The following is a 25,798-nucleotide window of genomic DNA, read 5'->3' as shown; positions in this document are numbered from 1 at the left end:
TGATGGAGCGTTGCGCTCGGTGTTCGGTGACCTCGGCCGCCTACGCCCCGCGGGCGATGGCGATCATGCGGTCGTGATCGGGAAGCTTGTGCCTGACTCGGCCGGAGGGGGCGACGGATCGCTCGTGCTCGTCGAGCCTGAGCCACTGCTCGTAGCCGATGGCGCGGTCGCGCACCTCCGCGGGGAGTCCTTCGAAGCCGAGTGTAGACGGCGATGCCGGGAGCGAGCCGTCGGCCAGGTCGGCCGCGATCTCGTCGGCGACCTCTTTCGCGCAGGCCCGGTTCTCGGGAATGGCGCCGCGCGGGCCGCGTTTGGCCCAGCCGGTGCGGTAGAGGCCGGGCTCGATGCGGCCGGTCTCGGCGCCGCTCGCGGTCAGCGCAGCGAGGGCGTGGTCCTTGCGGGCCGCGAAGCCGATGGCGGTGACGACGGCGGTGGCGGGGACGACCACCACCTGATCGCCCGCGGTGAACTCGACGCCCTCGACCCGGTGCTCGCCGAGCACGCGCAGCGGGGTGAGCCCGAAGCGCAGCGTCACCTCGGGGCCGTCGAAGCGGGGGCGGCTCGCGGCGATCATCTCGGAGATCGCGGCGACACGGCCGGCGGCCGCCCGGTCGAGCTGGGCGTCGGGCACGGGATCGACGGGGTCGGGCGAGGCGTAGGCGGCGCGGGGGAGGGCGGCGAGCTCCTTGAGCATCTGCGGGTCGCCCTTGGAGTCGGCGGCCGCCGAGCGGCTGACGAGCGTGACGCGCGCCGCGGGCGCCTCGAGGTAGGAGTCGAGCAGTTCGTCGGGGATGTCGCTGCCCTCGTAGGCGTCGCGATCCTTCACGAGGAACCGGAGCACGTCGAGGGCGACGTTGCCGCCGCCGATGACCACCACGTCGGAGCCGAGCTGGGGGAGGCGGGCTCCCTCGTCGGGGTGGGCGTTGAGGGCGCGGGTGATGGCGCCGGCGCCGATGACGCCCGGCAGCTCGGCCCCGGGAATGCCGAGTTCGCGGTCGGCGGTGAGGCCGGTGGCGATCACCACGGCGTCGAACAGCTCGCGCAGTTGCGCGAGGGAGACGTCGCGCCCCACCTCGATGCCGCCGGCGAAGCGCACGGCCTCGTGCTGGAAGAGGCGGTCGAACTGCCTCGTGATGGCCTTGGTGTGCTGGTGGTCGGCGGCGACGCCGTAGCGCACGAGCCCGAACGGCGACGCGAGGCGGTCGAGGACGGTGATCTCGCAGCTCGGCACGGCGCGCAGCAGCGACTGCGCGAGGTAGCAGCCCGAGGGGCCGCTGCCGATGACGGCGATCTTCGGGGTCGTGGGTGACGACATCGCAGCTCCTTCGCGTTGCGGTGCGGCAGTGGGGCGTGTGGCACTGTGCCACGATCCGGTGCTCCGTTGCAATCCGGTTCGGTGGGCACCAGTGTAGCGCTAAAGATGCGCACTATGAATGTTTTTTGCCGATATTCCCATATTTATCTCCCCGTAACACGGAAAGACTTGCGCCATAAATCATTCATCGATAACTTATTTACCACCGGCCGCTCGCGTGATCGAGCGGGACTGAGTTCGACGAAGGAGTACGAATGACCGGACAGGCCACCCAGGGGGACGTGCCGTATCTCGACATCGCCTCGCCCGAGTTCGCCATGAACTCGGAAGCGGTGCGCGACGCGCGCGAGCGCAACTGGTACGCGAAGACCAACTACGGGTACGGCGTGCTGCGCTACAAGGAGGTCACCGAGCTGCTGAAGCACCCGAGCCTCAACCAGGGCAGCGCGAAGTGGCCGGATCACCACGGCGTGCACTCGGGCATCTTCCACGAGTGGTGGGCGAAGAACCTGCTCGTGCTCGAGGGCGAGGAGCACCACCGCATCCGCCGCCTGCTCAACCCCGCCTTCTCGCCGGGCGTCGCGCGCAAGCTCGAGCCCGAGTTCGCGGCCATCGCGAACGAGCTCATCGACGGCATGAAGCAGAAGCACGCCCGCGGCGAGCAGGTCGAGTTCGTCGCAGACTTCTCGGAGCCGTTCGCCACGCGCGCGCTCTGCGCGATGATGGGCCTCGACCATGAGCACTGGCCCTTCATCGCCTCGCGGGCGAACACCGTGGGCTACGCGCTCAGCGTCACCATCAAGGAGGACATCGATCGCATCGACGAGGCCGTGCAGGAGCTGTACGACTTCGTGGACCGCCTCATCGACGAGCGCCGCGAGAACCCGGGAGAGGACGTGGTCTCGCGCCTCGTGCAGTTCTCCCAGGCCGGCGACAAGCTCAGCGACGCCGAGCTGCGCAACGCCCTCGTGCTCATGCTGTTCGGCGGCATGGACACGACGCGCAACCAGATCGGCCTGCTGCTGCAGACCTTCATGCGCAACCCCGATCAGTGGGAGCTGCTCGCGCAGGATCCCGAGAAGTACGCGAAGCCCGCCCTCGAGGAGGGGCTGCGCGTCAACCCGACGACCCGCTGGGTGACCCGCGAGGCGAACGAGGACTTCGAGTTCCACGGCCTCGAGATCGAGCAGGGCACCACGGTGCACCTCTTCACGATGTCGAGCGGCACCGATCCCGAGGCCTTCCCCGACCCCGAGATCGACCTGAACGCCGAGAGCCGCAAGCAGCACCACACCTTCGGCGGCGGAGTGCACCACTGCCTCGGCCACTACATCGCCCGCGCCGACATGAGCGTCGCACTGCCGCTGCTCGCCCAGGCCTTCACCGACATCTCCTGCCCCGGCGGCGACGAGTGGCTGCCCGACTCGGGCAACCACGGGCCTGTTCGCCTGCCGATCGAGTTCGCGGTGCGCTGAGCAGCCGCAGCGCATCCGACAGACCTTCCAAAGACGAAAGGAACCACATGTCCGACCTCAAGACGGGAGGGCGCTTCGGCGCCGCCCTGCGGGAGATCCTCGCCGACGACACCGCATTCTCGCGGCACCAGGAGGCGAACCTGCGGCCCGAGATCGTGCAGGCGCTCGGCGACCGCATCCGCGAGACCGGCGTCAAGTACATCTACTACATGCTGCCCACCCTCGGCAGCCGCACCGTCGCGAAGGTGGTGCCCGCAGAGCTCTACGAGCGCATGCTGAAGAAGGGCATCGCCTTCCACCGCACCGCGCTCACCGATCTGCAGACCAGTCGCGAGGGCGAGCTGATCGGCGGCGGCGTCGACGCCCACGAGTTCTGGGGGCTGCCCGAACCCGAGACCTTCCAGGTGCTGCCCTGGGATTCCGAGGTCGGCCGCATCTTCTGCACCGCCTACGACCCGCCCCACCTCGGCGAGGGCGGCGGCCGGCTCGTCGCGCTCGACACCCGAGCGCTCTTCAAGGCCGCGCATCGCGGGTTCACGGAGCGCACGGGCCTCGAGCTGCGCAGCGGGCTCGAACCCGAGATGACGTGGATCGGCCCCGGCATCGAACCCATCAGCAAGCAGGATCAGAGCCCCGCCTACCAGGTCGAGAACCTCGAGAAGATGCGTCCCGTCTACAAGAAGGTGATCAGCTACGGTCAGGCGCTCGACTTCACGATGATCCAGGGCGACTACGAGGACGACGGTCAGATCGAGCTCAACTGGGACTACGATCGAGCCGACCTCACGGCCGAGCGCATGACCACGTACCGCCAGATCTGCAAGCAGGTGGCGCGCGAGCTCGGCCTCGAGGCCAGCTTCATGGCGAAGCCCTACAACGGCAAGATGGGCAACGGCTGCCACCACAACCTCAGCCTGTGGCGCGTCTCGGGCGACGGCCCGGCCGAGAACGTGATCGAAGACGGCCGGGTGGAGCTGCACGCGACCCAGACCGCCCGCCACGCGATCGGCGGCATGCTGCTGCACACGCCAGGCTCGATGCTCGTCATGGCCTCGACCGTCAACTCCTACAAGCGTTACTGGGACGCCGGCCAGTTCGCACCCTCGGGCGCCGACTGGGGCCTCGACACCCGAGGCGTCGCGATCCGCATCTCCGCGAACGGCCGCATGGAGTACCGCCTGCCCGACGCGAGCGTCAACCCCTACCTCTCGCACCTCTACCTGCTCGCCGCGATCGAGCACGGCCTGGAGGCGCAGATCGACCCGGGCGACCCCGGGCGGCTGAGCGAGGCGGCGCAGGGCGGCGCAGTGCCGAACACCCTCGGCATGGCCATCGAATCGTTCGAGGCCGACGAGTACCTCATGGGCGCGATGCCCGAGGAGCTCACCCGCATCTTCCTGCAGCTCAAGCGCGACGAGTGGGCGCGCTACTGCGGGATCATCACGCAGTGGGAATTCGATCAGTACTGGGAGGCGATTCCGTGACCGGCATCAGCACAGACACCGCAGGCACCGACAGCACCGCATCGGCGGCGAGCACCGAAGGGCGCACCATCCGTCTCGCGTGCATCGACTCCGAGGCGCTGCCGCTCTTCTCGAAGAGCACCGACGGCCGCACGCGCGGCGGCTACGAGCCCGAGGCCGCGGCCCTCGTCATGTCACGACTCCCCGGAGGCGCCGCCGATGTCGAGTGGGTGATGGTGCCGTGGGAGGAGATGATCCCTTCCGTGCGCCGCGGCGACGCCGATGCCGTGTGGTGCGGCCAGGGCATCACGCCCGAGCGCTCCGCGCAGGTCGACTTCACCCGGCCCTACGCGGTGTTCAACGAGACCCTCGTCGTGCGCGCCGACGATCCCGCCCGCTCGCCCGACCAGCTCGACGGCTACAAGATCGGCGCCATCGCCGGCTCGACCAACATGAAGCTCGCCGAGACGTTCCCCGGCGTCGAGCTCGTCAGTTTCGGCGCCAGCGACGACGTGTTCGGCGACATGATCGAGGCGACCCGCTCGGGCGAGATCGACGGCTTCGTCGACGACGACGTCGTGATGATCCCGCTCGGGCAGGAGGATCCCGACTTCGTCGAGGCCTTCACCGTGCAGACCGGCAACCGCTGGGGCATCGGCGTCGCGCCCGGCAACGACGCGCTGCGCGAGGAGATCGACCGCGCCATCGACGAGGTCGTCGCCGACGGCTCGCTCGAAGCGGTGTGGCGCAGGTGGATGCCGCTGCTCGCCTTCCCGCTCACGAGCGAGGCGTAGATGGCGGCGCCCCGCGGCGATCGCGTGCCGCGCATCGGTGTGACGGGCATGTGGTCGAATCAGATCCACGGCCTGCGCTTCGACGGCAGCGCGGTCGCCGCGGCCGTGCTGCGATCGGTGATCCGGGCCGGCGGCGAGCCGCTCACCCTGTTCGCCGAGAGCGCGCTGCCGCCCGAGGAGCGGCTGCACGGCCTCGACGCACTGCTGGTGCCGGGCGGATCGGACATCGATCCGCGCCGCTACGGCCAGGAGCCGGTGGCGGCCACCTCGCCCGCCGACTTCGCAGCCCAAGACGACTTCGAAGCCGAGATGATGGCGGCGGCGATCCGGCTCGGGGTGCCCACCCTCGCGATCTGCCGCGGCTTCCAACTGCTGAACGTCGAGCACGGCGGCACGCTCGTGCAGGACGTGGACGCCGACAGTCCTCACCGCAACTCGGTGCACGACGTCGAGATCGATCCCGGATCGGCGCTCGCCGCCGCGATCGGGGCGGCGAGCCTGCCGGTGTCGTCGTACCACCACCAGGCGGTCGACCGGGTGGGGGAGGGGCTGCGCGTCACGGGGCGCGCGCCCGACGGGGTGGTGGAGGCGCTCGAGCACGAGACCGCCCCGCTCCTCGCGATCCAGTGGCATCCCGAGGACAACGCCGGCGAGGACGCGCGGCAGCACGCGCTCTTCGCCTGGCTCATCGACCGGGCGCGGGCGAGAATGGGCCGAGACGCCTGACACCGCCGCCCGCGAGCCGCGGGCGGCGCACACAGATCAGAACAGAGGGGAAGTGGAATGAGCAGCGCACGAGTGCTGGTGATCGAGCACCAGAAGAACGCCGGGCTGGGTCAGCTGTCGGATCGGCTGATCGAGAACGGCTTGACGCTCGAGACCGTCGGGCCCGACGCGGGAGCGCCCGTGCCGGAGTCGCTCGACGGCTACGACGCACTGATCGTGCTCGGCGGCGCCATGGGGCCCACCGAGGACGACAATGCGCCCTGGTTGCCCGCCACCCGCAAGCTGCTCGTCGACGGCGTCGAGCTCGGGGTGCCCACCCTGGGCATCTGCCTCGGGGCCCAGCTGCTCGCCACCGCGACGGGCGGTCACGTGCGCACGATGCCGCAGGGGCCCGAGGTGGGCCTGTACGACGTCGACTTCACCTCGACCGCGGCGGGCGACCCGCTCTTCGGCGGTCTCGCCGAGACCTCGGTGCCCGCGGTGCAGTGGCACTGGCTCGAGGCCGACCGGCTGCCCGACGGGGCGCAGGTGCTCGCCTCGAGCCCCGCGTGCCGCAATCAGGCGTTCCGCGTCGGCGCAGCCGCGTGGGGCGTGCAGTTCCACCCCGAGGCGCTCGGCGCTACGGCGCAGGACTGGGTCGACGAGGATCGCGAGAGCCTCGACGAGCTCGGCCTCGAGGAGGCCGCGGTCGTGGGCGATGTGCGGGCGGCCGAGCCACGGCTGGGCGCCGTGTGGCTGCCGATCGCCGATCGATTCTCGGAGATCGCGAAGCTCACGGCGGCCGAGGCCGCCTGATCCGCGGCACCTCGCACCGCGCGCGCCACCGCTCAGTCGGCCTATTCGTATCGAGCCGGCCTGCGATTCACGCGAATCGCAGGCCGGCTCGATACGAACGGGCTGTCTCGATGAGGCCCTAGCCGCCGGTGCGGTAGATCAGCTGCACGTCGGCGCCCTCCGGGCCGAGCCGCTTCCGCGCGAAGCCCTCGAGGGTGTCCGGCACCAACACGCCGGGCAGCAGCTGCGACGAGTTGCCCACGAGCACATTGCCGTGGCGGCCCACCAGCGCCATCTCGATGCCGCTGCGCTGCAGTACCGGCAGCAGCTCGGCCTCGAGGTCTGCCACCTGGATGTCGTTGCCGATCGCCCCCACACGCACGCCCGCCACGTTCGCCGGCACGGTGAGGGTGAGCACGTACGCCTCGACCCCGAGGTAGTCGATGCAGGGGCCCACGAGCGCGGGAGTGCCCTCGTGGAATGCGCGGATGAACCACTCGTGGTGCTCGTAGTCGTAGTAGCGGTCGGCGCCCGGCACGACGCCGAAGGAGTAGCGGGCGAATCGCGACTCGTCCTCGCGCACCCACCACTCCAGGTGGCCGCGCTCGAAGCTCAGCGCCGAGTGCGCGAAGATGAGGCCGCAGCCGTCGACCACGGCGTTGTCGGCGAGATAGCGCACCGCGAGCGCCCGAAGCCGGCGCCGCACCCCCTCGCCCAGATCGAGACGTCCCGAGTCGTCGAGGGTCAGCAGCGCGATCAGATCTTCGGACAGCTTCTGGAGGTGGTCGAAGCGGTCGTTCAGCCACTCGTCGACGCTCTCGATCGCCGAGGCGACCTCGGCCGCGCTCACCGCTCATCCTCCGCCGCGCCCTCGAGCGCGAGCTTGCCCTCGACGATCAGCTGCATGTTCCCCCTGACGTGGTCGACGGCGAGACGCTGCGCCTCGTCGGCCTGCTGCTGCTCGATCGCCATCACGATCGCGAGGTGCTCGGTGAAGGCCTGCTGCACCGAGGCGCGGCAGATCGCGTCGCACCAGAGGAACGGGGACAGCTCGGAGTGGAGCCGCTGCTCGCCCGTCAGCAGTCGTCGGGAATGGCTGAGCACCGCGATCTCGAAGTGGAACCGGCTGTCGGCGAGCGAGCGCTCGCGGCCGCCGCGGCCCTCTCGGGCCTCGAATGCGAACTCCGCGAGCCTCGTGCGCAGCCCCGGCTGCGTGCGCTCCGCGGCGAGGCGCGCGGCCATGCCCGAGATCGCGGCGTGCTCGTCGAAGAAGTCGCGCAGGGCGACGAGACTCGTGCGCGCCAGCGAGGAGCGCAGCTCCTGCGGCGAGGGGAACGGCGCCTGCACCACGAAGGTGCCGCCGTTGCGGCCCCGCCTCGTCTCCACGATGCCCTGCGCACGCAGCTCGGCGAGCGCCTTGCGCAGCGTCGCCACGGCCACCCCGAACTGGTTGGCGAGCTCGGCCTCGACCGGCAGGCGCTCGCCGACGGTCAGCACGCCCATCGAGATCGCCGCGGCGATCCGCTGAGCGATCCCGCCGACGCTCGGGCCGCCGGGCTCGCTCTCTCCGTGCTGCGGGGACTGCCCCAGCGGGGGTTTCTGCAAGCGCGCCCCCGCTCAGGACTCGTCGTCGAAGCGGAGCGCACGCGCGATGAGGCGCTCCTGCTCGACGGCGTGCACCTTCGCCGACCCCGTCGAGGGGGCCGCGGAGGCGGGGCGGGTGACGGCGCGGATGCGATCGTTCGCCAGGTGCTTCGACAGCTCGAGCGAGATGAACGGCCACGCCCCCTGGTTCTCGGGCTCGTCCTGCACCCACACCAGCTCGGCGCCGGGATACTGGGTGAGCACGCGGCCCAGCTGCACGCTCGGCACGGGGTAGAACTGCTCCACCCGCACGAGGGCGATGCGCGGGTCGGGCCGCTTCTCGAGCGCGACGCGCAGGTCGTAGTAGACCTTGCCCGACACGAGCAGCACGCGCTGCACCGCCTGGTGGTTCTCGATCGCGGGATCGTCGAGCACGGGCTGGAACGTGCCCGTCGTGAAATCCTCGACCGCGGAGGCCGCGCCGCGCAGGCGCAGCATCTGCTTCGGGGTGAAGACGATGAGCGGCTTGCGGGGGCGGGCGTAGGCCTGGCGGCGCAGCAGGTGGAAGTAGTTCGCCGGCGTCGAGGGGCGCGCGACGATCATGTTGTCCTCGGCGCACAGCTGCAGGTAGCGCTCGATGCGGGCCGACGAGTGGTCGGGGCCCTGGCCCTCGTAGCCGTGGGGGAGCAGCATGACCACGGAGGAGCGCTGGCCCCACTTCTGCTCGGCCGCCGCGATGTACTCGTCGATCACGGCCTGCGCGGTGTTCGCGAAGTCGCCGAACTGGGCCTCCCACAGCACGAGCGCGTCCTCGCGCTGCAGGGAGTAGCCGTACTCGAACGCGAGCGCCGCGTACTCCGAGAGCAGCGAGTCGTAGATCCAGAAGCGGGCCTGCTCGTCGGAGAGGTTGAGCAGCGGGATCCACTCCTGGCCGTTGGCGCGGTCGTGGAACACCGCGTGGCGCTGCGCGAAGGTGCCGCGGCGCGCGTCCTGCCCCACGAAGCGCACCGCGGTGCCCTCCATGAGCAGCGAGCCGAGCGCGAGCAGCTCGCCGAAGCCCCAGTCGATGCCGCCCTCGCGGCTCATCTCGAAGCGCTTGTTGAGCAGCTGCTGCAGCTTCTGGTGCACGGTGAAGCCCTCGGGCTTGTTCGCGAAGGCGTCGCCGATGCGCTCGACCACGGCCCGCTCCACCGCGGTCTCGAGCGGCGCGGGCCCGGGGCCGCCGGCCTCGGCGACCTCGCCGATGCCGCCGGCGCCGACGATCGGGATCGAGCCCGTCTGCGCCGCGTGGGTCTCCTGGAACGCGACTTCGAGCCGGTCCTGGAAGTCTTGCTTCGCCTTCTCGTACTCTTCCTCGGTGATGTCGCCGCGGCCGACGAGCGCGCTCGTGTAGAGGCGGCGCGTGGAGCGCTTGGCCTCGATGAGGTCGGTCATGAGCGGCTGGGTCATCGACGGGTCGTCGCCCTCGTTGTGGCCCCGGCGGCGGTAGCAGACGAGGTCGATGATGACGTCGATGTGGAAGCGCTGGCGGAACTCGTACGCGAGCTTCGCCACGCGCACGACCGACTCGGGGTCGTCGCCGTTCACGTGGAAGATCGGCGCCTGCACGACCTTGCCGATCTCGGACGAGTAGACGCCCGAGCGGGAGTCGAGGGGCAGCGTGGTGAAGCCCACCTGGTTGTTGATGATGATGTGGATCGTGCCGCCCGTGCGGTAGGCCCGCAGCTGCGACATCTGCAGCGTCTCGTAGACGACGCCCTGGCCGGCCATCGCCGCGTCGCCGTGCACGAGCACGGGCAGCGTGGTGAACGAGCCGATCGGCTTGAGATCCTGCTTCGCGCGCACGATGCCCTCGAGCACGCCGTCGACGGTCTCGAGGTGCGACGGGTTCGCGGCGAGGTGCACCGGCACCTGGGTGCCGTTCGGAGCGGTGAAGACGCCCGACGTGCCCAGGTGGTACTTGACGTCGCCCGAGCCGGCCTTCTGCGACTGGGCCCCCTCGAACTCGCGGAAGATCTGGCCGTAGGTCTTGCCCGCGATGTTCGACAGCACGTTGAGGCGGCCGCGGTGGGCCATGCCGATGTCGACGCTGTCGACGCCGTCTTCGGCCGCGTCGATGAGCATCGCGTCGAGCAGCGGGATCACCGACTCGCCGCCCTCGAGGCTGAAGCGCTTCTGGCCGACGTACTTGGTCTGCAGGAAGGTCTCGAAGGCCTCGGCCTCGTTGAGCTTCTCGAGGATGCGCATCTGCTCGTCGCGGCTGGGCTTCGCGTAGGGCACCTCGAGCTGCTCGCGCAGCCACAGGCGCTGGCCCGGATCCTGGATGTGCATGTACTCGATGCCGATCTTGCGGCAGTACGAGTCGCGCAGCACGCCGAGGATGTCGCGCAGCTTCATGGCGCGCTTGCCGCCGATGCCGCCCGTCACGAACTCGCGGTCGAGGTCCCAGAAGGTGAGGCCGTGGTTCTCGATCTCGAGATCGGGGTGGGTGCGCTGCACGTACTCGAGGGGATCGATGTCGGCCATCAGGTGGCCGCGCACGCGGAACGAGTTGATGAGCTCCTGCACGCGGGCGGTCTTGTCGACCGCGCCCGAGACGTCGACGTGAATGTCGGTCGCCCACTGCACGGGCTTGTAGGGGATGCGCAGGGCCGCGAAGATCTCCTCGTAGAAGCCGTGGCCGCCGGTGAGGCGCTCGTGCACGAGCTTGAGGAACTCGCCCGAGCCGGCGCCCTGGATGACGCGGTGGTCGTACGTGCTCGTGAGCGTGATGGTCTTCGAGATGCCGAGGCGCACGAGCACGTCTTCGGAGGCGCCCTGGAACTCGGCCGGGTACTCGAGCGCGCCGGCGCCGATGATGGAGCCCTGACCGCTCATGAGGCGCGGCACCGAGTGCACGGTGCCGATGCCGCCGGGGTTGGTGAGCGAGATCGTGGTGCCCTGGAAGTCGGCTGCGCCGAGCTTGTTGTCACGGGCGCGCTTCACGAGGTCTTCGTAGGCGGCGAGGTACTCGTTGAAGTCGAGGGTCTCGGCGCGCTTGATGCTGGGGACGAGCAGCGAGCGGGTGCCGTCGGGCTTCGGCACGTCGATCGCGATGCCGAGCCCGATGTGGGAGGGCGCGACGAGCGACGGCTTGCCGTCGATCTCGGCGTAGGCGACGTTCTGGCTGGGGAACTCCTTGAGCGACTGGATCAGCGCCCACCCGATGAGGTGCGTGAAGGAGACTTTGCCGCCTCGGCTGCGGCGCAGGTGGTTGTTGATGACGATGCGGTTGTCGATCAGCAGCTTGGCCGGGATCGTGCGCACGCTCGTGGCGGTCGGCACCGTGAGGCTCTGATCCATGTTCTTGGAGAGCGTGCGCGCCATGCCGCGCAGCGGGGTGACCGTGTCCTCCTGCTGCTCGGCGGCCTCGGCGCGGGCGGAGGCGCGGGGGGCGTCGGCGGGGATCGGGGCCTCGCGGGGAGCCGTGTTGGTGGTGCGCGCGGGCTGCGTCGAGGTGGGGGCCGTCGACGGCGCGGCGGGGGATGCGGGGGAGACCACAGCGGGCTGTGCGGTGGCCTTCGGCCGAGGAGCTGCGGCTGCGGGCGGTGCGGCTTCGGCGCCGTACTTCTCGAGCACCGGCCACCACGACCGGTCGACCGAGTTCTTGTCGACCTGATACTGCTTCCACAGCTCATCGACGAGCCACTCGTTTGCACCGAAATCTCCTGCGGGACCAGCCTGTCCGGTGGTCTCCGTGCGCTCCGCCAAAGCGACTTCCCTTCGTTGATGTCGTATGTGGCAACTCGTAGCCGGGACCGGCTCCGTAGCCGGTGTCCGGTAAACAAGCCTACGCCTTTCGAAAGCACGATGGGGGATGACTCTCAGGAAGAACCCCCACCCCCGACTGCTAGGATCGGTAGGGCTATGGACGCAGACTCTCGAAGACCGTCAGACCCCCCGAGTATCGGCCGCGCTGAAGCGCGGCACCCCGCACCTCCGAGGAGCGGCCGGTGAACGACTGGCTCCTGCTGCTCATCGGTATTCTCCTCACCGTCGGCACGGGCATCTTCGTCGCCGCCGAGTTCTCCCTCGTCGCCCTCGACCGCCACGACCTCGAGCGGCGCCGGGCCGGCGGGCAGCGCGGCCTCGACCGCGTGATCCGCGGTCTCACCCGCACCTCGACGCACCTGTCGAGCGCGCAGCTGGGCATCACGCTCACCACGCTGCTCGCCGGCTACACGCTCGAGCCGGCGATCAGCGGCTTCCTCGACGCCCCCCTGGGCGCGCTCGGCGTGCCGGAGGGGCTGCGGCGCGCCATCAGCGCGCCCGTCGCGGTCGCCCTCGCGACGGTGTTCTCGATGATCGTCGGTGAGCTCGTGCCGAAGAACTTCGCGCTCGCGAAACCGCTCGCGACGGCGAAGGTCGTGATGCCGGCCCAGGCGGCGTTCACCACCACCTTCAAGCCCGCGGTCATGGCGCTGAACGGCAGCGCGAACGGCATCCTGCGCTCGATCGGCATCGAGCCCAAGGAGGAGCTGTCGGGCGCGCGATCGGCCGAGGAGCTCTCATCGCTCGTGCGCCACTCCGCGAGCGCGGGACTGCTCGAGGCCGACACCGCCACGCTGCTCGACCGCACGCTGCGCTTCTCCGAGCTCACCGCGGCCGACGTGATGACGCCGAGACTCAGGGTCGAGAGCGTGCAGCGGCTCGAGCCGGCCCAGGCCGTGCTCGAGCTCTCCGGGCGCAGCGGCTACTCGCGCTTCCCCGTCATCGACGAGGATCGCGACGACGTCGTCGGCGTCGTGCACGTCAAGCAGGCGGTCGCGGTGCCCCGCGGCAAGCGGGGCGAGGTGCCGGTGGCCGCGCTCGCGGAAGACGTGGTGCGCGTGCCCGAGACCATGCACCTCGATCACCTGCTCGAGGAGCTGCGCTCCTCGGGCTTCCAGCTCGGCATCGTCGTCGACGAGTACGGCGGCACCGCCGGCATCGTGACCCTCGAAGATCTGGTCGAGGAGATCGTCGGCGAGGTCGCCGACGAGCACGACCGCGCCGCCGCCGGCGTGGTGGGCACAGCCGAGCAGATGACCTTCCCGGCCGACCTGCGCCCGGACGAGGTGCGCGACCAGACCGGCGTCGACATCCCCGACGACGACGCCTACGACACCGTGGCCGGTTACGTGCTGCGCGAGCTCGGGCGCATCCCCGACCCGGGCGACGAGGTGTCGCTGCCCGACGGCGGCACGTTGCGGGTCGAGCGGATGGACGGTCGCCGCATCGCGCGCGTGCGCTACACGAGCCCGCCGGTGCCCGCCACCGACGCCGACGACCGAGCGGAGGACCGCGCATGAGCGACTGGATGGGAATCGTCTGGCTGGTCGTGCTGCTCGCCGCCAATGCCTTCTTCGTGGGCGCCGAGTTCGCCGTGATCTCGGCGCGCCGCTCGCAGATCGAGCCGAGAGCTGAAGCCGGCTCGAAGCGCGCGAAGACCGCGCTCTACGCCATGGAGCACGCGACGCTCATGCTCGCCACGAGCCAGCTGGGCATCACCGTGTGCTCGCTGCTGATCCTGAACGTCTCCGAACCCGCGATCCACCACCTCCTCGAGGGGCCGCTCGCGTGGACGGGCCTGCCCGTCGAGGCCGTCTCGATCGCGGCGTTCGTCATCACGCTGCTGCTCGTCTCGTACCTGCACGTCGTGCTCGGCGAGATGGTGCCGAAGAACGCGGCGTTCTCGCTGCCCGATCAGGCGGTGCTGCTGCTCGCGCCCCCGCTCGTCGCGGTGTCGCGGGTGCTGAAGCACGTCATCGCCGCCCTCAACGCCATCGCCAACGGCGTGCTGCGCATGTTCGGCGTCGAGCCGAAGTCCGAGACCAACAGCACCTACACGCTCGAGGAGGTCGCGAGCATCGTGAGCCAGTCGACGCGCGAGGGGCTGCTCGAGGATCGCAGCGGCACCCTCACCGCGGCGTTCGAGTTCACCGAGAAGCGGGCCGACGATCTGCTCGTGCCGCTCGAACGGCTGGTCGTGCTGCCCGCCGGGGCCACGCCGCTCGACGTCGACGCCGCGGTCGCGCGCCACGGCTTCTCGCGCTACCCGATCGCCGACGCCGACGGGGGGCTCGCGGGCTACGTGCACATCAAGGATCTGGTGCGCCTCGGGGAGGAGCGGATCGCCGAGCCGATTCCGGGCAAGCGGATCCGCGCGATGATCTCGATCCACGCCGGCACCGAGCTGGAGGACGTGCTCGCGCGCATGCAGGCCCGCGGCATCCACCTCGCCCGCATCTACGACGGCGACGGCGCCGACCTCGGCGTCGTCTTCCTCGAGGACGTGATCGAAGAGCTCGTGGGCGAGGTGCACGACGCGACCCGCCGCCGACGCTTCGACTAGGGCGTCGACCCACGGGCCTCGGGGCCGGGCTCGCCCCGGAGGCCCGTCGACGGGCGCCCGGTGTCGCGAGCCCGAGGCATCCCGGGGCTCCCGGGGCTCTGAGGCATCCCGGGGCTCCGGGGTGCGAGAGCTGCGTCGCTCAGTGCGCGGCGAAGACGAGGTGCGCGGCGAGCTCGTCGGCGAGGAACCAGTCGCCGGCCAGCAGTGGATTGTCGGGCACGCTGAGACGCACGTCGAACTCGGCGGCGTCGTCGGTGAGCTCGGTGGGCGTCACGCGCAGGGTCGTGTCGGGGCGCACGATGCCCTGCGCCGAGAGGGTGCCGACCACGCTGACCGTGGCGCTCTCGCTCAGGTCGCCCCGCAGCGCCGTCGGCTCGGTGAGCTCGAAGGCCGCGTCGGGCAGCCCCACCGCGCTCACGTCGAGCCTCGCCTCGGTGATCACCCCGTCGAGCAGCACGATGTAGCCGCTCGTCGACAATGTGCTGCCGATCAGCGCGGAGAGGGTGTCGCCCCCGGTCTCGGTGAGCAGCCGGGTCTCGGTCACCTCGTAGACGCGCTCGGTCGACACCTCGAGCAGGTCGGACTCCGCGGTGGTGCGCAGCTCGATCGCCTGGTGCGCAGCCGACGAGACCGGGGCGCAGGCGGTGAGGCAGAGCGGCAGCGCCGCCGAGACGGTCGCCACCACACGAACGGTGCGCGCGGATCGGCGCGACGGCACGGTGGTCACGGTGGCCTGGCTCCTCTCGCGTTCGTTCGACACCCGGTGAGACTACGCGTCGAAAGTGGGAGGCCGATGGGAGGGGGCTCGGGGGCCGGGGCGGCGCGCCGCGGCTGGCCGACGGTCGGCTCGATCCTAGGCGTCGCGCAGCGCGTCGACGGGCTCGATGCGCGCCGCCTTGAGCGCCGGATAGGTGCCCGCGAGCAGTCCCACGAGCGCGCCGACCAGCACTCCGACCGGGGCCGCCCACACGGCGAGCACGGGCGTCCACTGCTGCACGAGGCACACCCCGATCACCCCGAAGAGCCCCACGACCACGCCGATGAGGCCTCCCAGCACGCCGATGGTGAACGACTCGAGCATGAACTGCGCGGCGATGTCGCGGGTGCGCGCGCCGAGCGCCCGGCGCAGGCCGATCTCGCCCCGCCGCTCCGACACCGACAGCAGGGTGACGCTCGCGATCCCGATGCCGCCGCCGAGCAGCGCCACGACGCCGATCGCGAGGAACAGCACGTTGACGTCGGCCTCGACCCCCGATCGCAGCGCGCTGCCGTCGGGCGGCGCCGACACCTTGAAGACCTGCGGGTCGTTCGGGTTCAGCGCGATCGGCGCCTGGTGCGCGACGACCGACCCCGCGCCCACGGCGATGCGGATGTCGAGGCTCTCGGCCGCGGCCAGCCCGAGCTCTGCCCGCGCCGTGCCGATCGGCATGATCACCGAGTCGAGCAGCGCGCTGCGCGTGCCGACCTCGCTCAGGATGCCGATGACCGTGTAGGCGCGGCCGTCGACGAAGATCGCCGGCTGCCCGGTGACCCGGTTCACGCCGAGCTGCTCGGCCGCCCCCGACCCGAGCACGACCACCCGGTCGCGACGCTGCTCGTGGCCGGAGTCGAAGAAGCGGCCCGTGCCGATTCCGCCCTCGACGACGTCGAGCAGCTCCGGCGAGGCGCCGACGACGGGTGGCGGCGCCTTCGCGGCGGCGGAAGGATCCTGCACCTCGACGGCGTCGACGCTCGGGGAGCCCGTCGCCTTCGCGTAGAGCGCCGCGTGCTCGACCCCGACGAGGTCGCGCACCCGCTCCACCGAGTCCCAGGGCAGCCGAGCGGTGGCGCGCTCCTTGCCGCCGGGCCCGCTGCTCGTGCCCGGCTCGATGGTCACGCGCGTCGCGGCCAGCGCGTCGAACTGCTGCGCGATCTGACCGGCCGCGGTCTGCGCGAAGCCGATCGTGGCGACGAGCGAGGCGATCCCGAGCACGGTGCCCACGAGCGTGATGAGCAGCCGCGAGGGGCGCGCTCCCGCGCCCTCGAGGGACTCGCGGATCAGATCCCGCGGGGAGATGCCCGGGATCGCGCGCCGCGGCCGGCGCTCGCGCCGGATCCTCACGCGATCTCCGAGAGCTCGCCGTCGTGCATCCGCACCCGGCGCCGCGCCGACGCCGCGACCGCCTCGTCGTGCGTGATCATGACGATCGTGAGGCCCTCGGCGCCGAGCTCGTCGAAGAGGCGCATGACGGCGCGCGAGTTGGCGCGATCGAGGTTGCCGGTGGGCTCGTCGGCGAGCAGCAGCCGGGGCGACGTGCACACCGCGCGGGCGATGGCGACCCGCTGGCGCTCGCCGCCGGACAGCGTGCCGGGGGAGAAGTCGACGCGGTGGGAGAGCCCCACCCGTTCGAGGGCGCTGCGCGCTAGGGGCTCGCGCTGCTCGCGCGGCAGGCCCGCGTACGTGCCCGCGAGCATGACGTTATCGAGCACGCTGCGGGTGGGCAGCAGGTGGAACGACTGGAACACGAAGCCGATGGCGCGGGCGCGCAGCGCGGCCCGCTCGTCGTCGTCGAGCTCCGAGACGTCGACGCCCTCGAAGAGGAACCGGCCGGTGCTCGGGCGGTCGAGCAGGCCGAGCGTGTTGAGCATGGTCGACTTGCCCGATCCCGAGGGCCCGACGATCGCGAGATAGTCGCCGCGTGCGACGGTGAGGTCGATTCCGCGCAGTGCGTTGACGGGCGGCGGGCCGGGGAAGAACCGGGTGACGTCGGCGAGTTCGATGATGGGGCCGGGGTGCTCGGGATCGCCGACCGCCGCGACGGGGCCGACGCCGGCGGCGGAGTCCGAGAGCGCGGCGCGCTCGGCCCGGCGGTGGGCCTGCGCGCGGGCCCGCGCGCGGCGCACGACCTCTCGGTCGCTCGCGGGTTGCGGGCGGGCGGCGGGCCGTGCGCCCGCGATGAGGGCGTCGAGGTCGCTCATCGCCCCACCACGACCTTGACCCCCGCCTCGATGCGCGGATCGTCGGAGGCGATCTCGACGTAGCCGTCGGCTGCGAGCCCCGCCCGCACGGCGATGTTCTCGGTCTCGGCGTCGGGTCCGCTCTTCGGATCGATGAGCAGTTCGACGCGTTCCTCGCCCGCCGATCCGGCCGAGAGCGCGGCGATCGGCACGGCGAGCACCTCGCCGTCGGTCGAGGCGATGGGGATGCGCAGGCGCACGTTCGTGCCCCGCAGTGCCTCGATCTGCTCGGGGGAGAGCTCGCCCGGGCTCAGCTCGACGGTGTAGCGGGCCGCGCCGCCCGAGCTCTGATCCGCGCTGTTCTCCGCCGCGCCCTCGGTCGAGCGCGTCTGGGGTGCGGTGACGCGCTGCACGGTGGCGGTCAGCTCGGTGCCGTCGGGTGCGGGGAAGAACGCGGTGAGGCCCTCGGTGATGAGTTCGGCGTCCTGCTGCGACACCGAGCCCACGATCGTGAGGGTGGCGCCCGAGACGCTCATGGGCGACCCGGAGAGGATGTCGCCCCGTTTGACCGAGACCGCGTCGACGCGGCGGGGCAGGTCGGCGAGGAAGAGCGCCTCGCTCGACGGGAGCGTGGGGAGTACGCCCTCCTGGGCCTCGGCGAGCAGCTGTTGCGCGTCCGAGAGCTGATCGGAGGCGGCGTTCACCGCGGCCTGCTCGCCGATCACGTTGGTCGCCCCCGCGTCGACGGCCTGGCTCAGCGCGGCTCTGGCCTGCGCGAGCCCCGTGCCGGCGTCGCGCACGCCGCGCTCGGCGTCGCGCAGCATCTGCTGGGCCTCGGGCCCGCCGGCGGCGGGCGCGTAGCCGATCTGCTCGTAGAGCACGCCGAGCGCGACCGCGGTGTCGTAGTCGAAGACGTCGGAGGCGGTGTCGCCGACCCAGTACCCCATGCCCGCGAGTGCGACCTTCAGCTGCACGACGTCGGGGCCGCGCATGCCCACCGCCAGCGAGCGGTACGCCGGCAGATCGCCGGAGAGCACCACGACCGGGCGGCCGGCGAGTTCGAGGGCGATGCTGCCGGGTTGCAGAACGGCGCCGACCTCCGGCACGTGGCCGGTCACCACGGGCCGGTCGCTGGCCCCGGCGGTGTCGACGGAGGCCTCGACCGCGTCGGCGTAGGTGATCTCGCCCCGGGAGACGATCGTGTTCTCGATCGTCCGCTGCTCGATCGGCGCGGTGACGGGCCCGGGTTCGGGGGCGGCGGTGCGAGCCGCGAGCTCGGCGGGCGACACGATGAACTGCATGACCGCGACGCCGATCAGCAGCGACACGACGGCGACCGCGGCGATCAGGGCCACGAGCCGCGTGCCCGACCAGCCCGGTCGCCGCTCCTCGGCGGTCGCCGGGGCCTCGGTATCGGGCTCGGGATCCCGAACCCCGTCAGCGGGCCCGCCTTCCGAGCCCGCGCGCCTCCGGCGCCCAGGCAGCGCCATGCCTACGACTTCTTCTGGTCGGCGCCGTGCTTGGCGATCAGCGCGTCGAGCTCGGCCCGGTGCTCGTCGACGAAGCGCTGCTCGAGGTCGAACTGCACTGTGCGCACCTGCTGCTCGTAGTCGATGCCGTCCTTGCACTTCCAGTCGGTGACCGCCATCTCGATCTCGCGCTGCTGGAACTCCGACTTCTGCCGGTCGCTCGGCCCGCTCCAGCCCGCGAGGTCGTCGCCCGTGCCCTCGGGCGGGGTCTGGAGGGTGTTCCACTCCTCGTTGAGGCCGTCCATCGCGGTCTGCGGGCTCACGAGGTCGGTGTAGCCGGCGTCGGCCATGCACTCCGACCACTCGCGGTCGAGTTTCGCCACGTCGTCGTTGGGGCTCGGCGCACCCGGGTCGTCGTAGTTGTAGAGTTCGCTCCACACCGCGTTCATGCTCTCGAAGAGCTCCGCGAACTCCGGGTCCTCGTAGGCGGCCATCGCCGAGCCGTACTCGTCCTGCACCTCGTGGTCGGCCGCACCGTAGCAGCCGCTCTGGGTCCAGTCCCACTCGTAGGCGCCGTCCTCCATGGCGGCCATGTCCTCTTCGCTGGGCTGCGGGCCGGAGAGCGCCTCGTAGTAGGCCTGCTGCTCGGATTCGCTGAGCGACTCGACGTATCCCTGGTTGGGGTCGACGTACTCCTCGGACTGCTGCTCCATCTCGGCGAGGCCGGGCCAGTCGACGATGCCGTAGCCGTACTGCTCGGCGAACTCGAGGCTGCCCCACTCGATCCCGTCGTCGCCCAGTGTCGACGTGCCGCCGTTTTGGGAGTTCGGCTGGTAGTCGAAGCCCTCGCCGGCCATGCACTCGGCGACGAGCTCCTCGCGCTTCGCGTTGATGCGCTCGTAGAACTCCTCGGACTCGGTCTCGGCGCTGGAGAGCGACGAGAGGTACTCGGAGAGCGGGCCTTCATCGTCGGAGGCGTTCTTCCCGCCGCCGCTCCCGCTGCAGGCGACGAGCGTCAGCAGCGAGGCGGCGAGGATCGCGGGGAGCGCGGCTCTGGCGGAGACGGTACGTGACGACATCGGCACCTCATTCTGGGTTCGAGGGACGGGCGTCCCGCTCTCAGGCTCACCGAACTTGTGCCGATTGTGTAGTACAAGTTCGGAGTGGTTGCCGCCAGCGTATCGCACAAGTGTTGATGAAGTCGCGGAGGGGGGTCCGCCGTCCGTGACGGGCTCGAGGGGCGGTGGGGGCGATCACACCTCGAGCAGACGCCGCAGGTGCTCGCCCACCCGCTCGAACTCGATGAGGAACGCATCGTGACCGAACGGAGAGTCGATGCGCGTGGCGCGATCCCCGTCGAGGCTGCCGGGGGTGTGGCGGGCGATCTCGTCCTGCCCCTCGAGCGTGAAGAGCCGGTCGCTCGGGATACCGAGCACGAGCGTGGGCAGCTGCAGCGTCGAGAGCGCCGCCCGCACCCCGCCGCGCCCGCGGCCCACGTCGTGCGAGTTCATGGCCTGCACGAGCGTGACGTAGCTGCCCGCGTCGAAGCGGCGCGTGAACTTGTTGCCGTGGAAGTCGAGGTAGCTCTCGACGGCGAATCGTCCGCCGCCGCCGAGCGGGCTGACCGCCGACTGCCAGGAGCGGCCGAAGCGGTCGTCGAGCTCGGTGTGACTGCGGTAGTTCAGCAGGGCGAGGCGGCGGGCCGTCGCGAGCCCGTGGTGCGGCCCCACCCCGTCGGGGGCGTCGTAGTAGTTGCCCCCGCGGTAGAAGGGGTCGGAGCGGATCGCCTCGAGCTGCACGAGGTTCAGGCCGATCTGGTCCGCGGTCGTGACCGGGGGTGCGGCGATCACCGCGAGCCGCTCGGTGCGCTCCTGGTGCGAGATGCCCCACTCGAGCGCGTGCATGCCGCCCATCGAGCCACCGATCACGGCGGCGAAGCGGTCGATGCCGATCTCGTCGGCGAAGCGGGCGGCGGCGGCCACCTGATCCCGGATCGTGAGGTAGGGGAAGCGCCCGCCCCACTCGCCCCCCGACGGGTCGAGCGAACCGGGCCCGGTCGAGCCCTGGCACCCGCCCAGCACGTTGGGCGCGATGACGCAGTAGCGGCTCGTGTCGAGCGGGCGGCCGGGGCCGACTATCTCGCTCCACCAGCCGTCGGTCGGGTGGCCGGGCCCCGCGGGCCCGACGAGGTGGCTGTCGCCCGTGAGCGCGTGGAACACCAGGATCGCGTTGTCGCGCTGCTCGTTCAGCTCGCCGAAGGTCTCGTAGGCGATGCGCACGTTCGGGATCTCGGCGCCCGCCTCGGTGGCGAGCGCCCCGATACTCGCGAACCGGCGGTCGCCCACCGGATCGCCGTCGCGCCAGCCCCCCGAGATCGGCGGACGCCCCATCAGCGCCCGCAGCTGGGCGTCCGTGATGAAGTCGGTGGGGAACGAGTCCTCGGGCGTCTGCCAGTCCATAACTGTCCATTCTGCCCCGGCCCGGCGCAGCGCGGGCGAATGTTACGGGTGGAAGGGCTGCGGGTGACCTGCCGTCGATATGGGATCTGCCGAAGACATGCCCGATTCCGGCGCTGGCGCCATACCTTCGGCAGATCCCATACCGATGGCAGCGAGAGAAGAAGCATGGGACCGGCGATAGGGTGCTGAGGTGACCGCCGCCCCGTCCCGCCGCATGCCGTCGAGCCTGCTCGCGATCGCCGCGATCTTCAGCGTGCAGTTCGGCAACGCCTTCGTCGGGTCGCTGTTCGCCCAGGTGGGCCCGCTCGGCGCCGCCGCGCTGCGGCTGGGCTTCGCCGCGCTGATCCTCGTCGTGATCGTACGGCCCCGGGTGCGGGCGTGGGGCGCGCGCACGTGGCTGGGCGTGGCGCTGCTCGGGATCGGCATGGCCGGCATGAACGTGTTCATCTACCTGTCGATCGACGAGATCCCGCTCGGCCTCGCCGTCACCATCGAACTCATGGGACCGCTCGCGGTCGCCGCGGCGGGCATCCGCCGGCCGGTGGACGCCGCCTGGGTGGGGCTGGCCGTGGGCGGCATCCTGCTGCTCGGTCTCGACGACACCGGCGCGGTGACCCTGCGCGGCGCGCTCTTCGCCGCGGTCGCGGCGGCGTTCTGGGCGCTCTACATCCTGGCTTCCGCGCGCCTGAGCTCGCGCGTGCGCGGCATCGACGGCCTCGTCGCGGCGGTGGCGGTGGCGGCGCTCGTGGTCGTGCCCTTCGGTGCCGTGGATGCCGCCGTGGCCGTGCGGCAGGACCCGGCCCTGCTCGGGGCCTTCGCGATCCTCGCCCTCATGACGAGCGTCGTCGCCTACGGCTTGGAGTTCCTGGCGCTGAAGCGCATGACGGCTCGCGTGTTCGGGGTGCTGTCGAGCCTCGGCCCCGCGGTCGCGGCGCTCGCGGGCTTCGCTGTGCTGCACCAGCAGCTCGACGCGCGGCAGCTGCTCGCGATCCTGCTCGTCGTGTGCGCGAGCGCGGGGGTCGTGGCGACCTCTCGCCGTACGGCCTGAACGACGGAGCGGGGCCCGGGCCGAAGCCCGGGCTTTTCGAACTCGTTTTGGGCAGCACGNGCAGCTGCTCGCGATCCTGCTCGTCGTGTGCGCGAGCGCGGGGGTCGTGGCGACCTCTCGCCGTACGGCCTGAACGACGGAGCGGGGCCCGGGCCGAAGCCCGGGCCCCGCTCGCGACGCGCGCGCTACGCCTGCGCGTTCGCCTCGGCGACGATGCGGCGCGCCGCGGCGAAGCCCTGCTCGAGGTCGGCCTTGATGTCGACGATGTTCTCGAGGCCCACCGACAGGCGCACGAGGCCGGGGGTGACGCCGGCCGTGAGCTGCTGCTCGGGGGTGAGCTGCGAGTGCGTGGTCGAGGCCGGGTGGATCACGAGGCTGCGCACATCGCCGATGTTGGCGACGTGGCTGAACAGCTCGAGGCTGTTCACGAACGCCTTGCCGGCCTCGACGCCGCCCTTCAGCTCGAACGAGAGCACGGCGCCGACGCCCTTCGGGGCGTACTCGTTGGCGAGCGCGTACCAGGGGCTCGAGGGCAGCCCCGAGTAGTAGACGGTGGCGACGTCGTCGTGGCCGTCGAGCCACTCGGCGACCTCCTGCGCGTTCTGCACGTGGCGCTCGATGCGCAGCGACAGCGTCTCGATGCCCTGCAGCAGCAGCCAGGCGCTGTGCGGCGCGATGGCCGAGCCGAGGTCGCGCAGCAGCTGCACGCGCGCCTTGATGATGTAGGCGATCGCGTCGCCCACGGCGCCCGTGTAGCTGACGCCGTTGTAGGAGGGGTCGGGCTCGGTGAGGCCCGGGAAGCGGTCGGTGTGCTGCGACCAGGGGAAGGTGCCGCCGTCGACGATCACGCCGCCGAGGGTGGTGCCGTGGCCGCCCAGGAACTTCGTGGCCGAGTGCAGCACGATGTCGGCGCCGTGCTCGAAGGGCCGCACGAGGTAGGGGCTCGCGACGGTGTTGTCGATGATGAGCGGCAGACCGTTCTCGTGCGCCACGTCGGAGACGGCGCGGATGTCGAGGATCGCCGAGCGGGGGTTCGCGATCGACTCGGCGAAGAACAGCTTGGTGTTGGGGCGCACGGCCCGCTGCCACGCCGCCGGATCGTCCTGGTCCTCGACGAAGGTGACTTCGATGCCGAGCTTCGCGAGCGAGTACTTGAACAGGTTGTAGGTGCCGCCGTAGATGGAGCTCGACGAGACGATGTGGTCGCCGGCGTTCGCGATGTTCAGCACCGCGAAGGTCGAGGCGGCCTGACCGCTCGCGAGCAGCAGGGCGGCGGTGCCGCCCTCGAGCGCGGCGATGCGCTCCTCGGCGACGGCCTGCGTGGGGTTCGTGATGCGGGTGTAGATCGGGCCGAGCTCGGCGAGCGCGAAGCGGTTCGCCGCCTGGTCGGTGTTCTCGAACACGAAGGACGTGGTCTGGTGGATCGGCAGCGCGCGGGCGCCGGTCTCGTCGAGCTGCTGGCCCGCATGGATCTGCTTGGTCTCGAAACCCCAGGTCTGGTCGGTCATGGATACTCCTCGGTGAGTGTGTACGGCGGTGGTCTGTACGGCGGTGACGGGGATCGCTCGGAACGGCGACGGTGTCGAGACTACGAAGCGAGCCTGTGAACGGCAACGGAACGAGACACGATGCGTAACGTTGCGCGCCCTCGGGCCGCCGCTCCGGCGGGTCCCGGCACGGGATCCGGGAGGAACATAGGATGGGGGCGGAGCGCGGAGGGAGCGGCGATGCTGAGACGAGTGGTGGTGACGGGCGCGAGTTCCGGGATCGGTGCGGCGACCGTGCGGCGGTTCGCCGAGCTCGGCTGGCAGACCGTCGCCGTGGCCCGCCGCGAGGATCGGCTGCGCGCGCTCGCAGAGGAGACCGGTGCGCACGCCGTCGTCTGCGACGTGACCGACGAGGAGCAGGTGACGCGGCTCGCGGCGGAGGTGACCGCGACGGGCGGCGCGACGGGTCTCGTGAACAACGCGGGAGGCGCCCTGGGCGTCGAATCGGTGGAGCACGCGTCGAACGACGACTGGCGCCGCATGTTCGAGGTGAACGTGATCGGCCTGCGCTCGGTCACGGCGGCACTGCTGCCCGTGCTGCGCGTGGGCGCGCGACGGACGGGGTGGGCCTCGATCCTCAACCTCACCTCGACCGCGGGGCACGACGCCTATCCGGGCGGCGGCGGATACAACGCCGCCAAGTACGCGGCGCACGCCGTCACGGGCGTGCTGCGGCTCGAACTGGCGGGCGAGCCGATCCGGGTGATGGAGCTCGCGCCGGGCCTCGTGCACACCGAGGAGTTCACGCTCAACCGGCTGCGCGGCGACGCCGCGGAGGCGGCGAGACCCTACGCCGACGTGATCCCTCTGCAGGCCGACGACGTCGCGCGCGTGCTCGTGGGCGCGTTCGAGCAGCCCCCGCACGTCAACCAGGACCTGATCGTGGTGCGCCCCGTCGCGCAGTCGAGCGTGTTCCACACCCACCGCGGCCCGCTGGTGCCGAGGGCGGAGTGAGCGCGATGGCGATGACACTCGACGAGCTCGCGGAGAACGGGCACATCGCGGCCGACTGGGCCGCCGCGCTCCAGCCGATGGGCGACCGTCTCGCCGAGCTCGGCAGGTTCCTGAACGCCGAGCGGGCTGCCGGGCAGCGGGTGCTTCCCGCGGGCGATCGCATCCTCGCGGCCTTCCAGCGGCCGCTCGCCGACGTGCGGGTGCTGATCGTGGGGCAGGATCCCTATCCGACGCCGGGTCATCCCATCGGCCTCTCCTTCGCCACCGCTCCCGATGTGCGCCCGATCCCGCGCAGTCTGCAGAACATCTACCGCGAACTGCACGACGACCTGGGCGTGCCGCCGGCGGCGCACGGCGATCTCACGTCCTGGGCCGATCACGGCGTCATGCTGCTCAACCGAGTGCTGACGGTGCGCACGGGTGCGCCCGCGTCGCACCGCGGCAAGGGCTGGGAGACCTTCACCGAGCACGCGATCCGCGCGCTCGCGGCCCGCGGCGGGCCCCTCGTCGCGATCCTCTGGGGCAATGACGCCCGGTCGCTCGCGCCGATGCTGGGGGCGGTGCCGCGCATCGAGAGCCCGCACCCGTCGCCGCTCTCGGCCTCGCGCGGCTTCTTCGGGTCGCGCCCGTTCAGCCGTGCGAACGACGCGCTGGTCGGCCAGGGCGCCGACCCCGTCGACTGGCGGCTCGCCGAGGCCGGGTGACGGGCTCCGCCCCGGCCTCGAGGCGCAGGGGCGGTCGGCCGGCGCGGCGGCGCGCCCGTTCGTGGGGCGGTCCGCTCTCGGGTGGTCGGCGCCGCCATAGCGCTTTTCCGTGCGTCCGCGGCGAGTGTTACGCCGTGCTGCGTTCGATGACGCCGTGCTACGCGGTATGAAGGGGC

Annotated in this window: 21 protein-coding genes; 10 read left to right on the top strand and 11 right to left on the bottom strand. The window is 71.3% G+C overall.

What is annotated here, in order from left to right:
* Positions 1–40 precede the first annotated feature (40 nt).
* Positions 41–1,315: an FAD-dependent oxidoreductase gene (locus tag H490_RS29995; protein WP_017885226.1), complete on the bottom strand. Its 1,275-nt coding sequence runs from the start codon at positions 1,313–1,315 to the stop codon at positions 41–43.
* Between the two features lie 254 nt (positions 1,316–1,569).
* Here H490_RS29995 and H490_RS29990 point away from each other — a divergent pair, with 254 nt between their 5' ends.
* Genes H490_RS29990 through H490_RS29970 form a run of 5 tightly spaced genes read left to right on the top strand, consistent with a single transcriptional unit; the run spans position 1,570 to position 6,568 of the window.
* Positions 1,570–2,790, top strand: coding sequence for a cytochrome P450 (locus tag H490_RS29990; protein ID WP_017885225.1), 1,221 nt, complete (start codon positions 1,570–1,572; stop codon positions 2,788–2,790).
* A gap of 47 nt (positions 2,791–2,837) precedes the next feature.
* The gene (locus tag H490_RS29985) at positions 2,838–4,274 is read left to right on the top strand and encodes a glutamine synthetase family protein (protein ID WP_017885224.1); all 1,437 of its coding nucleotides are present in this window, start codon (positions 2,838–2,840) and stop codon (positions 4,272–4,274) included.
* Positions 4,271–5,047: a substrate-binding periplasmic protein gene (locus H490_RS29980; RefSeq protein WP_017885223.1), complete on the top strand. Its 777-nt coding sequence runs from the start codon at positions 4,271–4,273 to the stop codon at positions 5,045–5,047. Before H490_RS29985 ends, H490_RS29980 begins: the two co-directional genes overlap by 4 nt.
* Positions 5,048–5,773, top strand: a complete 726-nt coding sequence (locus tag H490_RS29975) for a gamma-glutamyl-gamma-aminobutyrate hydrolase family protein (protein WP_017885222.1) — start codon at positions 5,048–5,050, stop codon at positions 5,771–5,773.
* Between the two features lie 57 nt (positions 5,774–5,830).
* A complete protein-coding gene (locus tag H490_RS29970; protein ID WP_031290322.1) occupies positions 5,831–6,568 on the top strand; it encodes a type 1 glutamine amidotransferase in 738 nt (245 codons plus the stop codon).
* A gap of 118 nt (positions 6,569–6,686) precedes the next feature.
* Here the strand turns inward: H490_RS29970 and H490_RS29965 are convergent, their stop codons facing one another.
* The 3 genes from H490_RS29965 to H490_RS29955 are packed head-to-tail and all read right to left on the bottom strand — an operon-like array spanning position 6,687 to position 11,881.
* Positions 6,687–7,397 carry a hypothetical protein gene (locus H490_RS29965; protein ID WP_017885220.1) on the bottom strand — a complete coding sequence of 237 codons (711 nt, stop codon included), beginning with the start codon at positions 7,395–7,397 and terminating at the stop codon, positions 6,687–6,689.
* On the bottom strand, positions 7,394–8,152 hold the full coding sequence (locus H490_RS29960; RefSeq protein WP_017885219.1) for a FadR/GntR family transcriptional regulator: 759 nt from the start codon (positions 8,150–8,152) through the stop codon (positions 7,394–7,396). The genes H490_RS29965 and H490_RS29960 overlap by 4 nt, the downstream gene beginning before the upstream one ends.
* A 12-nt stretch (positions 8,153–8,164) precedes the next feature.
* Positions 8,165–11,881 carry a multifunctional oxoglutarate decarboxylase/oxoglutarate dehydrogenase thiamine pyrophosphate-binding subunit/dihydrolipoyllysine-residue succinyltransferase subunit gene (locus tag H490_RS29955; RefSeq protein ID WP_017885218.1) on the bottom strand — a complete coding sequence of 1,239 codons (3,717 nt, stop codon included), beginning with the start codon at positions 11,879–11,881 and terminating at the stop codon, positions 8,165–8,167.
* Positions 11,882–12,123: 242 nt separating this feature from the next.
* On the opposite strand from H490_RS29955, the gene H490_RS29950 reads away from it, so the two are divergent.
* Positions 12,124–13,461, top strand: a complete 1,338-nt coding sequence (locus H490_RS29950; protein WP_017885217.1) for a hemolysin family protein — start codon at positions 12,124–12,126, stop codon at positions 13,459–13,461.
* Complete coding sequence (locus tag H490_RS29945) at positions 13,458–14,504, top strand: hemolysin family protein (protein WP_031290320.1); 1,047 nt, start codon at positions 13,458–13,460, stop codon at positions 14,502–14,504. Before H490_RS29950 ends, H490_RS29945 begins: the two co-directional genes overlap by 4 nt.
* 139 nt (positions 14,505–14,643) lie before the next feature.
* Here H490_RS29945 and H490_RS29940 read toward each other — a convergent pair whose 3' ends face one another.
* The 6 genes from H490_RS29940 to metX all read right to left on the bottom strand — a co-directional run bounded on the left by H490_RS29940 (position 14,644) and on the right by metX (position 21,369).
* Positions 14,644–15,264, bottom strand: coding sequence for a hypothetical protein (locus H490_RS29940; protein WP_017885215.1), 621 nt, complete (start codon positions 15,262–15,264; stop codon positions 14,644–14,646).
* Positions 15,265–15,357: 93 nt separating this feature from the next.
* Entirely contained in the window at positions 15,358–16,605 is a 1,248-nt protein-coding gene (locus H490_RS29935; RefSeq protein ID WP_017885214.1) for an ABC transporter permease, read from the bottom strand.
* The gene (locus H490_RS29930; protein WP_017885213.1) at positions 16,602–17,462 is read right to left on the bottom strand and encodes an ABC transporter ATP-binding protein; all 861 of its coding nucleotides are present in this window, start codon (positions 17,460–17,462) and stop codon (positions 16,602–16,604) included. The genes H490_RS29935 and H490_RS29930 overlap by 4 nt, the downstream gene beginning before the upstream one ends.
* On the bottom strand, positions 17,459–18,931 hold the full coding sequence (locus H490_RS29925) for a hypothetical protein (protein ID WP_152424347.1): 1,473 nt from the start codon (positions 18,929–18,931) through the stop codon (positions 17,459–17,461). Before H490_RS29925 ends, H490_RS29930 begins: the two co-directional genes overlap by 4 nt.
* Before the next feature lie 2 nt (positions 18,932–18,933).
* On the bottom strand, positions 18,934–19,989 hold the full coding sequence (locus H490_RS29920) for a hypothetical protein (protein WP_017885211.1): 1,056 nt from the start codon (positions 19,987–19,989) through the stop codon (positions 18,934–18,936).
* Positions 19,990–20,163: 174 nt separating this feature from the next.
* Complete coding sequence (metX, locus tag H490_RS29915; protein ID WP_017885210.1) at positions 20,164–21,369, bottom strand: homoserine O-acetyltransferase MetX; 1,206 nt, start codon at positions 21,367–21,369, stop codon at positions 20,164–20,166.
* A 190-nt stretch (positions 21,370–21,559) separates the two neighbouring features.
* On the opposite strand from metX, the gene H490_RS29910 reads away from it, so the two are divergent.
* Positions 21,560–22,417 (top strand): EamA family transporter, encoded by an 858-nt coding sequence (locus H490_RS29910; RefSeq protein WP_017885209.1) that lies wholly within the window; start codon positions 21,560–21,562, stop codon positions 22,415–22,417.
* A gap of 185 nt (positions 22,418–22,602) precedes the next feature.
* On the opposite strand, the gene H490_RS29905 is transcribed toward H490_RS29910, so the two are convergent.
* Entirely contained in the window at positions 22,603–23,925 is a 1,323-nt protein-coding gene (locus tag H490_RS29905; protein WP_017885208.1) for a bifunctional o-acetylhomoserine/o-acetylserine sulfhydrylase, read from the bottom strand.
* 219 nt (positions 23,926–24,144) lie between these two features.
* Here H490_RS29905 and H490_RS29900 point away from each other — a divergent pair, with 219 nt between their 5' ends.
* Both H490_RS29900 and H490_RS29895 read left to right on the top strand, forming a co-directional pair.
* Positions 24,145–24,918, top strand: coding sequence for an SDR family oxidoreductase (locus H490_RS29900; RefSeq protein WP_031290316.1), 774 nt, complete (start codon positions 24,145–24,147; stop codon positions 24,916–24,918).
* A gap of 5 nt (positions 24,919–24,923) precedes the next feature.
* On the top strand, positions 24,924–25,622 hold the full coding sequence (locus H490_RS29895; RefSeq protein WP_017885206.1) for a uracil-DNA glycosylase: 699 nt from the start codon (positions 24,924–24,926) through the stop codon (positions 25,620–25,622).
* Positions 25,623–25,798 lie beyond the last annotated feature (176 nt).

This window comes from Leucobacter sp. UCD-THU (assembly GCF_000349545.1).
GTDB lineage: Bacteria > Actinomycetota > Actinomycetes > Actinomycetales > Microbacteriaceae > Leucobacter > Leucobacter muris.
Note: the sequence above shows the minus strand (reverse complement) of the source record. Positions and strands in the feature narration are given on the sequence as shown.